This is a genomic window from Streptomyces asoensis, from assembly GCF_013085465.1.
In the GTDB taxonomy this organism is placed as follows: domain Bacteria; phylum Actinomycetota; class Actinomycetes; order Streptomycetales; family Streptomycetaceae; genus Streptomyces; species Streptomyces cacaoi_A.
This window is the reverse complement of the sequence record NZ_CP049838.1, coordinates 5,590,327-5,606,800: the sequence shown is the minus strand read 5'-3', so window position 1 is coordinate 5,606,800 and position 16,474 is coordinate 5,590,327. Positions and strand designations below refer to the sequence as shown.

Below are 16,474 nucleotides of genomic sequence, written 5' to 3'. Positions count from 1 at the left end.
CCCGCTCATCAACGTGCTCGACATGCCCACCGTCGACCTCGGTCACCTGCACCTGCTCGCCGCCGCACTGTGCTCCGCCGAACGCGACTGGCCCGTCATCCCCCTGCACCCCGGAACCAAGCGGCCCGCCGGACACCCCGAACGCTCCTGCCCCCTCACCGGGCGCTGCGAGGGCGGACACCGCACCCCCGAGCAACGCGCCACCACCGACCCCCACCTGATCCAGGCGGCATGGGCGCGGCGGCCGTACAACGTCGGGATTGCGACCGGTCCGGCCGGCCTGGTCGTCGTCGACCTGGATGTGTGCAAGCCGGAAGAGCCAGAAGGAGCGCCTGACGGCGCCGCTTCTTTACAGGCGCTCTGCGAGCGCGCCGGCCAGACCCTCCCGGCCACATACCAGGTGCGGACCCCTAGCGGAGGGCACCACCTGTACTTCACCGCCTCGCCCGGTGGGCAGCTCCGCAACAGCGCCAACCGGCTCGGAGCGCACATCGACACCCGCGCATGGGGCGGCTACGTCGTCGCCCCCGGCAGCACCACCCCCCAGGGCGCCTACGAGGTTCTCGACGACACCCCCGTGGCCGCACTACCGCCCTGGCTCACCGCCCTGCTGGTCGAGGTGCCGCGGCCCGCCAAGTCCATGTCCGTCACGCCGGTACGCGACGGCACACGGGCAGCCCAAGTGGCCCTGGAGCGCGAGACGGCCGCAGTCCGGGGCACGTCGGAGGGCGGCCGCAACACACGGCTGCTGGCGGGCGCCCGCGCCCTGGGCCGCTTCGTCGCATGGGGCGAGATTCCCCGGACCGGGGTGGAGGAGGCTTTTCAGGCGGCCGGCGAGGCGGCCGGACTGCCGGCGGCCGAGTGCCGCGCCACCATCCGCAGCGCCCTGGACTGGTCCATCCGCACGTGCCGACCGCGGGAGACGGCATGACCACCTCCCCCGCCCGCCCAGCCCTGAAAAGCCATCCCGACACCGCCGACCAGCCGGACACCGCCGACACGACGACACCCCCGGCTCGCGAGGGCGGCCGAAGGAAGGCCGCCCGTCAGGGCGTTCTTTCAGCCCTTCCCACCGAACAGCACCCACCCGGCCCCACGTGCAGCAGTGCAGAGGACCCGACGCCGGACCGGCCGGGGATCCGCATCTACGCCCCGCCGGTCTACCGCCACCACTACGACGGCGCCCGCTGGTCCAAGCGCTACGGCGACACCCCCAACGCCGCCTACGCCTGCACCTGCGGGCAGACCGGCACAGCCACCGGACAACACGCCGTCGCCACGCTGGTCGCCGAATACGACGCCCACAAAGAGGCCTGCGCCGGCGCACCCGCCCTGCACACCGAAAGGAGGAACGCCGCATGACCCACACTGCGCCCGCTCCGTCCATCGACGGCGCCGCCCTGCTCGACGAGGTCGAAGCGTTCCACCGCCGCTTCAACGTCTTCCCCACCGAAGCCGCCTACGTCGCCGTCGCCCTGTGGGACGCCCACGCCCACCTGCTCGACTGCTTCGACTCCACGCCCCGGATCGCGTTCCTTTCCCCGGAGCCGGGATCGGGCAAGTCCCGCGCGCTGGAGATCGTGGAAACCCTCGTTCCGCAGCCCATGGTGGCCGTCAACGCGTCCGCCGCCGCCCTCTTCCGCGCGGTCTCCGGGGCGGACGGGCGCCCGACGATCCTCTTCGACGAGATCGACACCGTCTTCGGTCCCAAGGCAGGGGACAACGAGGAGTTGCGCGGGTTCCTCAACGCCGGACACCGCCGCTCCGGTGTCACCTACAGGTGCGTGGGCGACGGCTCGAACCAGAGCGTTCAGCCGTTCCCCTCGTACTGCGCGGTCGCCATGGCCGGTCTCGGCTCGCTGCCGGACACGATCCTGACCCGCTCGGTCATCATCCGGATGCGCCGTCGGGCCCGGAACGAGCGAGTGGAGCCCTTCCGGCAGCGCATCCACGAGAAGGAGGGCCGCGCGCTCCGTGACCGGCTCGCCAAGTGGGCCGATGCCGTCCGCGCCACGGTAGAGGGTGCGTGGCCGACCATGCCGGACGGCGTCACGGACCGCCCCGCGGACGTGTGGGAACCCCTGCTCGCCGTCGCCGAAGCGGCCGGCGGAGAGTGGCCGGCACGCGCGCGGGCCGCCTGTGTCGAGTTGGTGACCGCCGCGAGTGAGGACGACGAAGCCTCCCTCGGTATCCGCCTGCTCACCGACCTGCGGGACACGGTCCTTTACGGCATCGACCGCATGCCGACCGCCGCCATCCTGGAGTGCCTGACCAGGATGGACGACGCGCCATGGGTCGACATCGGGGGGAAGCCGCTCACCCCTCGCGGACTGGCCCGGTTGCTCAGCCAGTACATGACCGGCGCCAACAAGCCCATCAAGCCCCGCCCGATCCGTACGGCGGCGGGCACGGTCCCGCGCGGCTACTACGCCGAGGATCTCGCGGACGCGTGGGCCCGGTACTGCGCCCCGCCCCCTTCAAAGTCCGCTACATCCGCTACGTCCGCTACATCGCAGGTCAACGGGGGTGAATCCGTAGCGGAAGCGCTTCCGGGAATCCGCTACACGCCCGACGAAACCGCTACGCCGTCGACCACCGCCGCCCCCGCGCCGTAACGGCACCAATCCGCTACACGCTACGCATCCGCTACAGAAAGCAGGCCCCTGACCTGCGCTGTAGCGGATGCAGCGGATGTAGCGGATCTGGGAGAAGGACCGAGCACGAACAGCCCCGACCGAGGAGACCCCCGGATGAGCACAGTCGTCGCCGCGCCTGTCGACCGGCTTCTCTACACGCCGGAAGAGGCCGCCGAAGCGCTCGCCATCGGCCGTTCGACTCTCTACGAGCTGATGGCGGACGGAGTTCTGACCTACATCAAGCTGGGCCGTTCCCGCCGTATACGGCGGACGGACCTTGAGACCTACGTGGCCGGTCTCGCCCCGCTTCCCAACTGACCCTGCGCACAGTCGAGGCGCCCCCGGACGACGCGTCCGGGGGCGCCTCTTGCATGGAGGAGAACATTGAGCCCCCGCCCCAAGAAGTCGAACATGGAGTCGTCCATCTACGAGGGCAACGACGGCTGGTGGCACGGGCGCGTCACCATGGGTGTCAAGGACGATGGCAGCTACGACCGGCGCCACCGCCGGGCCCGGACGGAAACCGAAGTGAAGCGCAAGGTCCGCGAGTTGGAGGACCTGCGGGACAAGGGACGCGCCCCCAAGGCGGGGCGCAAGCCGACCGTAGAGCAGTGGATGACCACGTACCTCACGGATATCGCGTCCTTGAAGCTCAAGCCGCGCTCCCTGGATGACTACTGGTCCAAGACCAGGAACGACATCATCCCTGGCATCGGCAAACACCGTCTCGACAAGCTCCAGCCGGAACACCTGGAGCGGATGTACCGCGTCATGCTTGATGAGGGTCACGCGCCGTCCCACGTGCTGAAGGTGCACCGCATCCTGTCGCGCGCCCTCAAAATCGCGCACCGCCGGCGCCTCATTGTCGAGAACGTGGCCACCCTCGTAGACCCGCCCACGGTCGACGAGACCGAAGCAAACCCCTTCACTACCGAAGAGGCAAAGGCGTTCCTGGAGGCCGCCGCCAGGCGCCCCACCTTCATGCGATGGTGCGTCGGAGTCGGCATGGGCTTCCGCCAGGGCGAGACGCTCGGTCTCAGGTGGCCATACGTCGACTTCGGCAACGAACTGTTCCGTCCCGAGTGGCAGCTACAGCGCCTTACCTGGCGGCACGGCTGCAAGGACCCGCACGGGTGCGGCGCCAAGTTCCACCGGTTCGAGCCGTGCCCGCCGGAGTGCACGACGCACAAGGGCTACAAGCGCGGGTGCCCGAAGCCGTGCCTGAAGGACTGTGTGGGGCACGCCCGCGCGTGCCCCGACCGCAAGAACGGCGGTCTCGTCTTCACCCGGCCCAAGACGAAGAAGAGCCGGAACGCCGTCCCCATCCCGCCGCCGTTCATCCCCTACCTGCGCGAGCACAGGGCGCAGCAGGCGACAGCGCGCGACGCAGCTGGGGCCGCCTGGCAGGAACACCACCTGGTCTTCACCCGCGTAGACGGCCGTCCGCTCGACCCCCGGCAGGATTGGGAGGAGTTCAAAGAGCTGTTGGCCGAAGCCGAGATCGACGACCGCCGCCTGTACGACGGAAGCCGTCACACCGCTGGCACGATCCTGAACGAACTTGGGGTCGACATGCCCACGATCATGGAGATCCTGCGGCACACGCAGATCAGCCAGACCCGGCGTTACGTGCAGGGAAGATCCCACCTCTCCAAGGACGCGATGCGCCGTATGGGGGACACCTTCATGCCACAGGCAGAACCTCCCGCAACCGAGACCACCGACAACCGAGCAGCACGCGCGCGGCGACGTCGCCGCGTCCGCTGAAACAGTCCGGCTCAGGCATTGCCTGGGCCGGACCTTTCTACGTGCGTAGTGGGCTCGATTGGTCTACTGCCGCTGGCGGGATCTGCACGGCGACCCTCAAGGTGACATTAGGAGCCAAGGGACCTGAGGGAGGCGCTATGGACCACAGCATTCAACGCAATGAGCCTGCGAAAAGTAGGAAGCATGGTACGAAGATCAGCACTGAGGGCTACCTTGGAAGTCGGGTTGTTTCCTTTGACGGGCAGAGCGTTGGAAGGGTCGATTTCGTCTTCACCGGCTCAGGCACAGAGTCTGATGTAGTCAGCGTTGCAGCCGTGGCCAGGCATACACGCGGCCCTAGAAAACCCTCCCTTTGGAAGCTAGTTCCCATTCACGACGCTCACATTCGACCTGATGGCACAATTTCCGTTCCCTACGGGAGAGGAATGATCTTGTCTGGTCCCGAATTGGCGAGCGCCCCCGCGGACTTGAGTACTGAAATGGCAAATAAAATTAAGGCTCATTTTTCCGACGTTCACTACGCCGTTGACCTCAGGGGCTCACTACCTCGGAAACCGCTACCCGCCTCGGGAGCGGTGAAATTTAAAGGAGGCGCCACGAGGAAAGATGATCGCGATAGCGAAGAATCATTGATTTCGTCTCCCATCCCCGGAGATGAGGCCTTCTGGCATTCATCGGAAGCTGCGCATTGGGCTCAGGCAGCACAACTTATTGGTGTGGGAGTTCAACTGAGTGGGCATCACAACGTACTCAATGAATGGGAGGACGATGCACGCACTCTGCTAATTCCGCGCCTTGAATCACTCAAGCGTGGCGATCCGTGGCCGCAAGCTAGAATCGCTTTCGAAAAGCTGGGTCTGCTGGAAACGTTCCTCTCAGTCCGAGAGGAACCTCTGGCCCGCGCAGGTGAACTCTCCACCATTCAGTCCCAGCTCTGGGAAGAGTCTTATCTGAATCAGAATGGTGTTTCGTCAGAGGCTGCGACAGCCCTGCTCTATTCTGGACTACTCTCCCCCAGTGAGCTAGTGCGCATCTCCTCCGCATCGCAGCTCTCTTGGCTGCTAGACGATCTCGAGGGAGATATGAGGGAGCACCTGATCCAAGGCTGCCGAAGTGACTCCCATACCGTTCAGATGATCTCTGCCAGCGCCTTGGGGAGGCACGAGGAAGATCACGAAGTATTGCAAAATTTTATTGATCCCCAGTCGAACTGTGATACCGCAGAGCCTGCACACACGAGCACAATCGTCCATGGCACCTGGGCTGCAAATGGAATCTGGTGGCGTCCGGAGGGCGATTTTTTCCAATTCATCAAGCAGCACGTTAGTACCGATCTATACGATGGTCCGGGATATTTCCGATGGAGTGCAAAGTGGAAGAAGAAGGAACGACGAGGCGCCGGATTCAAACTTGAGCAATGGCTAGCCGCCAATGTCGTACCCCATCCAGGAACTAAGATCAAGGAGTTTGACACTGTATTCGCACACAGCCATGGGGCAAATGTGTCCCTCTCAGCAGGGCTTGTAGGCGCAAAGATTACCTTTCTGGTCCTCTTGCATCCGGCAATCGACCGTCGCAGTCCGAGGGAGATGCAACTGATCCTTAGTAACATTTCAGGGGTACTTGCTTTCTTTCCGCACTTCGATCTCACAGTGCTGGCCGATCGAAGTTTGCGCGGTTTCCCAAAACATGACGATAAAGTGACGGAGAGGCAGATTCCTGGATGGTTCAAGCATGATGCGCTACTGGACCCGTATACGTGGCACCAAAATGGATTGATTAATGACCTGAACTACTACAGAGATCAGGCGCGTGATCGAAGGCGTGATCTCCAAATTTAGCTGGGCTCGTAGTCGAGACAACGTAGGGGCATGGCCCCCAGGCCGCTCATCCTCTACGACGCGCAGAACGCGACGGTCGACGCCTGCGCGAGGAGATCCGCGGCGCAACACCGCCGACACAGACCCTCCGGTAGAGCCAGTGGCGATCGCACCTGTCGAAGGACGTCACGAGTCACATGCGCGCCACCTTGATGCCGCGCCTCGCACACGCCTCGGAGCCCTGCTTCGGACGGTCAGTTGAGACCAGAATTGAGACCGAGGGCAGTCGCGCGGCCCACGCTCAGCACCGCCGCCGCATCCGGGCAAAGCAAAAGCCCCAGGTCACGGCGAGTGAGTCCCGGGGCTTTCACAGAGCCGCCTTCGGGATTCGAACCCGAGACCTACGCATTACGAGTGCGTTGCTCTGGCCATCTGAGCTAAGGCGGCGCGCTGTCCGCACCATGGTGCGATCAGCAACGTCGGTAAGTCTACACAGTTTCCAGGGGTGCTCCGAACAGGCCCCGGGAGCGGCCTCCCGGGGTCCACGCCGGTGGCTACTTGCAGCGCTTGCCGTCCCTCGGAGGGGTTCCGTGGAGCAGGTAGGTGTCGATCGCGGAGTCGATGCAGGCGCTGCCGCGGCCGTAGGCGGTGTGGCCGTCGCCCTCGTAGGTGAGGAGGCGGGCCGAGGTGAGCTGGTGGGCGAGGGACCGGGCCCAGCGGTACGGGGTCGCCGGGTCGCGGGTGGTGCCGACGACGACGATCGGGGCGGCGCCCTTCGCCTCGATGCGGTGCGGCTCGCCGGTCGCCCTCACCGGCCAGTAGGCGCAGTTCAAGGAGGCCCAGGCGAGACCCTCGCCGAAGACCGGGGACGCCTTCTCGAAGGACGGGAGTGCCTTCTCGACCTGGTCGGGGGTGGAGAAGGCCGCGGGCAGGTCGAGGCAGTTCACGGCCGCGTTGGCGGCCATCAGATTGGCGTAGCGGCCGTCGGCGTCCCGCTCGTAGTAGCTGTCGGAGAGGGCGAGCAGGCCCGCGCCGTCCTTGTCCTTGATCGCCGAGGTCAGCGCCTCGCGCAGCTGCTCCCAGGTGCTCTCGTCGTACATCGCCGCGATCACGCCGGTGGTGGCGAGGGCCTCGCCGAGCTTGCGGCCGTCCGGGTCGCCGGTGGGGATCGGGTGCGCGTCGAGTTTGCGGAAGAAGGCCTTGAGGTTCTCGCCGACCTCGGCGGGAGCCGTGCCCTTCCCGCCGAGCGGGCAGTCGGACCGCGTGACGCAGTCCTTCGCGAACGACTGGAACGCCGTCTCGAACCCCGCCGTCTGGTCCAGGTTCAGTCGGCGGGCGGGCAGCGACGGGTCCATCGCGCCGTCCAGGACGAGCCGGCCCACCCGGTTCGGAAAGAGCCCCGCGTACGTCGCGCCGAGGAACGTCCCGTACGACGCCCCCACGTACGTCAGCTTCCCGTCGCCCAGGACCGCGCGCAGGATGTCCATGTCGCGGGCCGCCTCCACGGTGGAGACGTGCCGCAGCAGCCGTGCCGAGTGCGCGCCGCAGCCCTCCGCGAACTCCTTGTACGCGTCGACGAGTTCGCCGGTCTCCCGCTGGTCGTCGGGGGTGGTGTCCGTCTGCGTGTAGGTGTCCATCGCGCGCCCGTCGAGGCACTCCACGGGCTCACTGCGGGCCACGCCCCGGGGGTCCACGGCGACCATGTCGTAGCGGGCGCGGACCCCGGCGGGGTAGCCGATGCCGGCGTACTGCTGGAGGTAACCGACCGCCGAGCCGCCCGGTCCGCCCGGGTTCACCAGCAGCGAGCCGAGCCGCTTGCCCGGGCCCGTCGCCTTCTTGCGGGCGACCGCGAGCCTGACGTCGCCCGCGCCCGGCTCGGCGTAGTCGAGCGGCACCTTCAGGGTGGCGCACTCGAAGCCGGGCACACCGCAGCCGCGCCAGCTCAGCTTCTGCCCGTAGTACGGCGCGAGCGCCGACGGCGTGGCCCGCGGCAGCGCGACGAGCGCCGCCAGCGCCGTGGAACCGGCGGAGCTCGTCGACTCGGCCGCGGAACAGCCGGAGACGAGCAGCGCGGCGAGCGAGAGGAGAGTGACGCCGGTACGGGACCTGCGGAGAGAGCGCCTGAAGTACATCCAGCGAGCGTAACTCTGCGCAATGGCACGAACGCCGTACGTACGCGAACGGACACGGACGAGTGACGCCCGTCAACCCAAGATCGACGTCGACACCGACCCGCTCGCCGACACCGACCCGCTCGCCGGCGTCAGCCCGATGGTCGGTGTCAGCCCGATGGCCGGTGTCAGCCCGATGGTCGGCGCCGACCCGCTCGCCGGTGTCGGCCGCTCGCCGTCGTCGGCGTCAGCCCGCTCTCAGGGCCATCGTCATCGCCTCCACCGCCAGCAGCGGAGCCACATTGCGGTCGAGGGCCTGTCTGCACCCGGCGATGGCCTCGATACGGCGGAGGGTGGACTCCGGGCTGCTGCCACGGGCGAGCCGCTCGAGGGCGTCCTCGGCGTCCATGTTGGCGATCGCGACGCGGGAGCCGAGCTGGAGGGCGAGGACGTCGCGGTAGAAGGCGGTCAGGTCGGTGAGCGCGAGGTCGAGGCTGTCGCGCTGCGTACGCGTCCTGCGGCGCTTCTGCTTGTCCTCCAGGTCCTTCATCACGCCCGCCGTACCGCGCGGCATCCGGCCGCCCTGGGCCGCGCCCAGCGCCGCCTTCAGCTCCTCGGTCTCCTTGCCGTCCATCTCCTCCGCGAGCTGCTTGGCGTCCTCGGTCGCCGCGTCGACCAGCTCCTGGGCGGCACGGAGACAGCCGCCGACGTCGTCGACGCGCAGAGGCAGCTTCAGCACCGCCGCGCGGCGCTCGCGGGCGGCGGGCTCGGTGGCCAGCCGGCGGGCCCGGTCGACGTGCCCCTGCGTGGCCCGGGCGGCGGCCGCGGCGACGGCCGGCTCGATGCCCTCGCGCCGGATGAGCATGTCGGCGACGGCGTCGACGGAGGGCGTGCGCAGGTTCAGGTGCCGGCAGCGGGAGCGGATGGTGGGCAGCACATCCTCCAGGGAGGGCGCGCAGAGCAGCCAGACCGTCCGCGGTGCGGGCTCCTCGACGGCCTTCAGGACGGCGTTGGCGGACTTCTCGTTCAGCCGCTCGGCGTCCTCGACGAGGATGATCTGCCAGCGGCCCGTGGCGGGCGAGGTGTACGACTTACGGACCGTGTCGCGCATGTCCTCGGCGAGGATCTGCGAACCGACCGCGGCGACGGTGTTGACGTCGGCGTGGGTGCCGATGAGCGCCGTATGACAGCCGTCGCAGAACCCGCAGCCCGGGACGCCGCCGAGCGCCCGGTCCGGGCTCACGCACTGGAGGGCGGCGGCGAAGGCCCGCGCCACCTGGCCGCGACCGGCGCCGGGCGGACCGGTGATCAGCCAGGCGTGCGTCATCTTCGACGTCTCGGGCGGCGGGGCGGCGGAGCCGGCCGCGGTGACGAGCGCGTCGGCGTCCCGAGCGGCGGCGGCGAGCTGCTCGCTCACCTTCTCCTGCCCGACGAGGTCGTCCCACACGGTCATGCGTCACGCCGCCCTTTCGTCACGTTTCGCGTTGCGCCTTCCATTGTGCGGGGAGCCACTGACAATCGAGCCACGGGTGAGGTGGCGTCCCGCCGACGACCGACGGCGGGACGCGCGGCGGCGCCGGAACGCTCAGCGGCGTCGGCCCCGCCCGCGGCCCTCGTCGTTCCCGTCCTCGTCCCGGCGCGGGCCCAGCAGTTCGTCCGCCAGCGTCGGCAGATCGTCCAGCGGGGTCTCCTCGGCCCAGTCCGACCGGGGTCGCTGACGGGGCGCGCCCTCCTCGTCGACCTGCGGCAGCTCGCGCGTACGGTCGTCGGCCCCGTCCGGCCGCGCCTCGTCCCGCTCGCCCCGCTCGCCCCGCTCGTCGCGGAAGTACCCCGGCGGCACCCGGTCCGAGGGGTTCCGGTCCCGCACGGGAGGCAGCACGGCCGTCTCGTCGGCAGGGCTTTCCTCGCGGACCGGAGGCAGTACCGCCGTCTCGTCCTCGGAGCTCTCGCCGCGCACCGGAGGCAGTACCGCCGTCTCGTCCGCGGACCCCGGCGGGATCGAGGGCTGCGGCAGCTCGGCCGTCACCTCGGCGTCGGCCCCGCCCCCGGAGCCCGAAGGCTTCCCGGATCCGGACGCGTTCCCGGACGGCCGGGAGGGCTGCGCGGGCTCCTTGTCCATCCGGACCGGCGGCAGCACCGCCGTCTCGTCCATCGGCCCGCCCGACGCGTTCGTCGGAGTCACCACCGGCGTCGGCACGGTCACGGCCTCCGGCGGGACCGCCGGAGCCGCCGGAGCCGCGGACGCCGCGGTCGTCGTGGGGCGCGCCGGCTTCGGTCCGACCTGTGCCGCGGCGGCGGCCTGCTCCGCCGCGCGCCGGGCCTGCTCTGCCCGCAGCAGCGCCTCCTCGGCCTTCCGCTGCTTCTCCAGGCGCCGGGCGTCGGCCTCGGCACGCAGCCGTGCCTCCTCCTCGGCCTGCCGGCGGCGCCGCTCCTCCTCCGCCTTGCGGCGGGCCTCCTCCTCGGCGCGGGCCTTCTCCTCCGCGAGGAGCCTGACCCGCTCCTCCTCGGCGCGCCTGCGTGCTTCCTCGGCGCGCAGCCGCGCCTCCTCGGCCTGCCGTTCGGCCTCGCGCCGCTGCGCCTCCTCCAGCTCGCGCCGCTTGCGCTCCTCCTCCTCGGCACGCAGCTTGGCGAGCTGCTCCTGGCGCTCGCGCTCCAGGCGCTCCTCCTCGGCCTTGCGGGCCGCCTCTTCCTCGGCCTTGCGGCGGGCCTCCTCCTCGGCCTTCCTGCGCGCCTCCTCCTGGGCCTTGATCTCGGCCTCGGACAGGGGCAGCAGCTGGTCGAGCCGGTGCCGGACGACGGTCGTGACCGCCTCGGGCTCCTGGGCCGCGTCGACCACCAGGTAGCGGCCCGGGTCGGCGGCGGCCAGCGTGAGGAAGCCGGAACGCACGCGCGTGTGGAACTCGGCCGGCTCCGACTCCAGCCGGTCCGGCGCCTCCGTGAACCGCTCGCGGGCGGCCTCCGGCGACACGTCCAGCAGGACCGTCAGATGCGGGACCAGGCCGTTCGTCGCCCAGCGCGAGATCCGCGCGATCTCGGTCGGGGACAGGTCGCGGCCCGCGCCCTGGTAGGCCACGGACGAGTCGATGTACCGGTCGGTGATGACGACCGCGCCGCGCTCCAGGGCGGGCCGGACGACCGTGTCGACGTGCTCCGCGCGGTCCGCCGCGTACAGCAGCGCCTCCGCGCGGTGCGAGAGCCCGGCGCTGGAGACGTCCAGCAGGATCGAACGCAGCCGCTTGCCCACGGGCGTGGCCCCCGGCTCACGCGTCAGGACGACCTCGTGGCCCTTGGCCCTGATCCACTCGGCGAGCGCCTCGGCCTGCGTGGACTTGCCGGCGCCGTCACCGCCCTCCAGGGCGATGAAGAAGCCGGTCCCGACCGAGGTCTGCACCGGGTCGTCGCCGCCGAGCAGCGCGTCCCGCAGGTCCTGGCGCAGGGGTACGCCGGAACGGTCGTCGATCTTGGCCAGCACCAGTGCGGCCACCGGCAGCAGCAGCGCGCCGACCAGCATCAGCGTGAACGCCGCACCGCCGTGCGCGAACACGAACTTGCCGTTCTCCAGCCGATGCGGCCCGATGAGCGCCGCCACCAGCGGGGCGATCACCGCGCCCAGCGCCACCACGACCCGTACGACGGCGTGCAGGTGCTCCGTCGTCCGTGCCCGGCGGTGCTCCTCGGTCTCCTGGTCGAGCAGGGCGTGCCCGGTGTTGGCGGCGACGCCCGCGCCGACGCCGGCCAGGGCCAGGATCAGCAGCACACTGGTGACGTCCGGGACCAGCCCGGCGGCCAGCAGCGCCACGCCGGTGAAGGCGATGGCCAGCGCGAGCAGCCGGCGACGCGACAGCGACGCCAGCACCTTCGGCGCCGTACGGACGCCGATGACGACTCCGCCGGTCAGCGCGAGCACGAACAGCCCGTACATGACCGGACCGCCGCCCAGGTCCTTGGCGTGCAGCACGGCCACGGCGACGGCGGCGGTGACCGCCCCGGCGACGGCGGCGCAGGCGAGGACCAGCAGCGGGATCGCGCCGGTGCGGCCCGCGTCGACCCCGGTGGCGGTCCTGGGTCGGCGCAGCCCCTCGAGCGGCGACCGCGCGCGCGGGGTGCGCACTGCGGGCAGCTCCAGGAAGGTCACGATGGACAGCGACCCGGCGAAGAGCCCCCCGGCGACATACGAGGCGAGGGCCGCCTGGTGCTGTCCGAACCAGTCGATCCCGGCACCCAGAAGATTGTTGAACAATGCCGCGACGACCAGCGTGGCCGCGCCCAGCGGGATCGTCACGAAGCCCGTGCGCAGCGACAGGCGGCGCAGGGCGTCCATGTGGTCGGGCAACGGCCGGACGGTCGCGCCCTCCAGTGGCGGGGCGGGCAGCAGGGCCGGGGACGCGCTCTCGCGGGCGACCGTCCAGAACCGCTCGGCCACTCCGGTCACGAACACCGTGACGAGCAGCAGGGCCGGCGCGTCGTCCGGTGTCCAGTCGATCCACAGCGGCGCGACGATCAGCAGCGCGGCGCGCACGCCGTCCGCGCCGACCATGGTCCAGCGGCGGTCGAGCGGGCCGTCCGGCGAGGTCAGTGAGGTCAGCGGGCCCAGGAGGACGGCGCCGAAGAGGAGGGTGGCCAGAATGCGCACCGCGAAGACGGTCGCCACCGCGAAGGCCACGCCGCGGTAGCCGCCCCCGAAGGAGCCCTCCACGATGGCCGCCTGGAGGACGAGGAGGACGAACACCAGGAGTGCGAGGGCGTCTCCCACCCCGCTCACCAGCTGTGCGCTCCAGAGCCGCTTGAGCTGCGGCTCGCGCAACAGGGCGCGCACAGCGCGCTCGCGGGAGTCCGCCACCAAGGCGTCGTCCGGTGCCGGGTGGTGGGCCGTTGGCTGCTCGGCTCGCGTCATGCTTTCAGCCTATCGGCCGCGACTGACACCCTGTCGCCCCCGTCCACGCGCGCGACCGCCCCGACACCAAAGTGATGCCGGGGCGTGGGTTTGAAGAACCGCCGTGAAGGAACGGTGACCGGGCTCCGTCGTCGATTCAGGCGTCCGCCCGGTCGTGCCGACAGGCACCCGACCAGTCACAGTCATGTGACCAGCCGGGTGACCCGCCGTGCGATCAGCCGAGCGATCAGTCCTCGGACGAAGCCGGGGAAGCCGTCGCCTTCTTCGCGACCGTCTTCTTCGCCGTCGTCTTCTTGGCCGTCGTCGTCTTCGCGGCGGTCTTCTTGGCGGCCGTCTTCTTCGCCGGGGCCGCCTTCTTCGCCGTCGCCTTCTTCGCGGGCGCCTTCTTGGCCGTCTTCTTGGCCGGCGCCTTGGCACGCTTCTCGGCGAGCAGCTCGAAGCCGCGCTCCGGGGTGATCTCCTCGACGCTGTCGCCGGAGCGCAGGGTCGCGTTGGTCTCCCCGTCGGTGACGTACGGCCCGAAGCGACCGTCCTTGACGACGACCGGCTGTCCGCTGACCGGGTCCGCGCCCAGCTCCTTCAGCGGCGGCTTGGCTGCGGCCCGGCCACGCTGCTTGGGCTGGGAGTAGATCTCCAGCGCCTCTTCGAGGGTGATCGTGAAGAGCTGGTCCTCGGTCTGGAGCGACCGCGAGTCCGTGCCCTTCTTCAGGTACGGGCCGTAGCGGCCGTTCTGCGCGGTGATCTCCACGCCCTCCGCGTCGGCGCCGACGACCCGCGGCAGCGACATCAGCTTGAGAGCGTCCGCCAGCGTCACCGTGTCCAGCGACATCGACTTGAACAGCGAGGCCGTACGCGGCTTCACGGCGTTCTTGCCGGTCTTCGGGGTGCCCTCGGGGAGCACCTCGGTGACGTACGGGCCGTAGCGGCCGTCCCGGGCGATGATCTGGTGGCCACTCTCCGGGTCGGCACCGAGCTCGAAGTCGCCGCTCGGCTTGGCGAGCAGCTCCTCCGCGAGTTCGACGGACAGCTCGTCCGGGGCCAGGTCCTCGGGCACGTCCGCCCGCTGGTGGCCCTCGGCGTCCTTCTCTCCGCGCTCGATGTAGGGGCCGTAGCGCCCGACCCGCAGCACGATGTCGTTGCCCACCGGGAACGACGACACCTCGCGCGCGTCGATCGCGCCCAGGTCGGTCACCAGCTCCTTGAGGCCGCCGAGGTGGTCCCCGTCGCCGTTGCCGGCGTCGGCCGCGCCGCCGTGGCCCACGCCTTCGCCGAAGTAGAACCGCTTCAGCCACGGCACGGCCTGCGCCTCACCGCGGGCGATGCGGTCGAGGTCGTCCTCCATCCTGGCGGTGAAGTCGTAGTCGACCAGTCGGCCGAAGTGCTTCTCCAGGAGGTTGACCACGGCGAAGGACAGGAAGGACGGCACGAGTGCCGTGCCCTTCTTGAAGACGTAGCCGCGGTCGAGGATCGTGCCGATGATCGACGCGTACGTCGACGGGCGGCCGATCTCGCGCTCTTCGAGCTCCTTGACCAGGCTGGCCTCGGTGTAGCGGGCCGGGGGCTTGGTGGCGTGCCCGTCGACCGTGATCTCCTCCGCGGTCAGCGGGTCGCCCTCGCCGACCTGGGGCAGCCGGCGCTCGCGGTCGTCCAGCTCGGCGTTCGGGTCGTCGGCACCCTCGACGTACGCCTTCAGGAAGCCGTGGAAGGTGATCGTCTTGCCGGAGGCGCTGAACTCGACGTCCCGGCCGTCGGCCGCGGTGCCACCGATCTTCACCGTGACGCTGTTGCCGGTCGCGTCCTTCATCTGGGAGGCGACCGTCCGCTTCCAGATCAGCTCGTAGAGCTTGAACTGGTCGCCGGTCAGGCCCGTCTCGGCAGGCGTGCGGAAACGATCACCCGAAGGGCGAATCGCCTCGTGCGCCTCCTGCGCGTTCTTGACCTTGCCGGCGTACGTGCGGGGCTGGGGCGGCAGGTAGTCGGCGCCGTACAGCTGTGTGACCTGGGCGCGGGCGGCGGAGATCGCCGTCTCGCTCAGCGTCGTGGAGTCCGTACGCATGTACGTGATGTAGCCGTTCTCGTACAGCTTCTGCGCGACCTGCATGGTGGCCTTCGCGCCGAAACCGAGCTTGCGGCTGGCCTCCTGCTGAAGCGTCGTCGTACGGAACGGGGCGTACGGCGAGCGGCGGTAGGGCTTCGACTCGACGGACCGGACGGCGAACCGCGTGTTCTCCAGGGCGACGGCCAGGGCGCGGGCGTTCACCTCGTCGAGGTGGAGGATGTTCGCGCTCTTGAGTTGTCCCAGGGAGTCGAAGTCGCGGCCCTGCGCGACCCGCCTGCCGTCGACGGTCTGGAGGCGGGCGACCAGCGACGACGGGTCCGACAGATCCCCGGCGCGGCCGGTCGAGAAGGTGCCCGTCAGGTCCCAGTACTCAGCAGAACGAAACGCGATGCGCTCGCGTTCCCGCTCCACGACGAGACGGGTGGCGACGGACTGGACACGGCCGGCCGACAGGCGCGGCATGACCTTCTTCCACAGGACCGGCGAGACCTCGTAGCCGTAGAGACGGTCGAGGATGCGGCGCGTCTCCTGGGCGTCGACGAGCTTCTGGTTGAGCTCGCGCGGGTTGGCGACGGCGGCCCGGATCGCGTCCTTGGTGATCTCGTGGAAGACCATCCGCTTGACCGGGATCTTCGGCTTGAGGACCTCCTGGAGGTGCCAGGCGATCGCCTCGCCCTCGCGGTCCTCATCGGTGGCGAGGAAGAGCTCGTCGGATTCCTTGAGGAGGTCCTTGAGCTTCTTGACCTGCGCCCGCTTGTCGGCGTTGACCACATAGATCGGCTGGAAGTCGTGTTCGACGTCCACACCGAGGCGGCGGACCTCGCCCGTGTACTGGTCCGGCACCTCCGCGGCGCCGTTGGGAAGGTCACGGATGTGCCCGACGCTGGCCTCGACGATGTATCCGGGGCCGAGGTAACCCTTGATCGTCTTCGCCTTGGCAGGCGACTCGACGATCACGAGTCGGCGGCCGCCCTTCGCGGTCTCGCTGGTCGGGGACAACTTCGCTCTTCTCTCCGGTCGACGCTGGGGCCTCACCCAGGCCTTGCTCCCGGGGTCGGGTCATGGTGACGCTGCGGAGTGTGACGGTACATCCCGCCCCCGTGTCAAACGGGAAAAGCCCGCAACGGCCACTCGAACGGTAACCCGACTACCGCCATTCCTGCCGCCCGGAGTGCCCACCGGTCCTT

The 16,474-nt window shown here is 69.6% G+C and carries 10 protein-coding genes and 1 tRNA gene; 6 read left to right on the top strand and 5 right to left on the bottom strand.

Features of this window, described 5'->3' with window-relative positions; translation table 11 throughout:
* Positions 1–22 precede the first annotated feature (22 nt).
* From G9272_RS25045 to G9272_RS25020, 6 genes are all read left to right on the top strand, one after another.
* Complete coding sequence (locus tag G9272_RS25045; RefSeq protein WP_171402161.1) at positions 23–931, top strand: bifunctional DNA primase/polymerase; 909 nt, start codon at positions 23–25, stop codon at positions 929–931.
* Positions 928–1,362 carry a hypothetical protein gene (locus G9272_RS25040; RefSeq protein ID WP_171398640.1) on the top strand — a complete coding sequence of 145 codons (435 nt, stop codon included), beginning with the start codon at positions 928–930 and terminating at the stop codon, positions 1,360–1,362. The genes G9272_RS25045 and G9272_RS25040 overlap by 4 nt, the downstream gene beginning before the upstream one ends.
* On the top strand, positions 1,359–2,615 hold the full coding sequence (locus G9272_RS25035; protein ID WP_171398639.1) for a DUF3631 domain-containing protein: 1,257 nt from the start codon (positions 1,359–1,361) through the stop codon (positions 2,613–2,615). The genes G9272_RS25040 and G9272_RS25035 overlap by 4 nt, the downstream gene beginning before the upstream one ends.
* A gap of 135 nt (positions 2,616–2,750) precedes the next feature.
* Complete coding sequence (locus tag G9272_RS25030; protein ID WP_171398638.1) at positions 2,751–2,954, top strand: helix-turn-helix domain-containing protein; 204 nt, start codon at positions 2,751–2,753, stop codon at positions 2,952–2,954.
* 93 nt (positions 2,955–3,047) lie between these two features.
* Entirely contained in the window at positions 3,048–4,403 is a 1,356-nt protein-coding gene (locus G9272_RS25025; protein ID WP_171398637.1) for a tyrosine-type recombinase/integrase, read from the top strand.
* Between the two features lie 137 nt (positions 4,404–4,540).
* Complete coding sequence (locus tag G9272_RS25020) at positions 4,541–6,244, top strand: hypothetical protein (protein WP_171398636.1); 1,704 nt, start codon at positions 4,541–4,543, stop codon at positions 6,242–6,244.
* A 352-nt stretch (positions 6,245–6,596) separates the two neighbouring features.
* Here the strand turns inward: G9272_RS25020 and G9272_RS25015 are convergent.
* The 5 genes from G9272_RS25015 to topA all read right to left on the bottom strand — a co-directional run bounded on the left by G9272_RS25015 (position 6,597) and on the right by topA (position 16,286).
* Positions 6,597–6,670, bottom strand: a tRNA-Thr gene (locus tag G9272_RS25015).
* Positions 6,671–6,777: 107 nt separating this feature from the next.
* Complete coding sequence (locus G9272_RS25010) at positions 6,778–8,355, bottom strand: alpha/beta hydrolase (RefSeq protein ID WP_171398635.1); 1,578 nt, start codon at positions 8,353–8,355, stop codon at positions 6,778–6,780.
* Positions 8,356–8,581: 226 nt separating this feature from the next.
* Positions 8,582–9,787, bottom strand: a complete 1,206-nt coding sequence (locus G9272_RS25005) for a DNA polymerase III subunit delta' (protein ID WP_171398634.1) — start codon at positions 9,785–9,787, stop codon at positions 8,582–8,584.
* 132 nt (positions 9,788–9,919) lie between these two features.
* Complete coding sequence (tmk, locus tag G9272_RS25000; RefSeq protein WP_171398633.1) at positions 9,920–13,228, bottom strand: dTMP kinase; 3,309 nt, start codon at positions 13,226–13,228, stop codon at positions 9,920–9,922.
* A 226-nt stretch (positions 13,229–13,454) separates the two neighbouring features.
* Entirely contained in the window at positions 13,455–16,286 is a 2,832-nt protein-coding gene (gene topA / locus G9272_RS24995) for a type I DNA topoisomerase (protein WP_171398632.1), read from the bottom strand.
* Positions 16,287–16,474 lie beyond the last annotated feature (188 nt).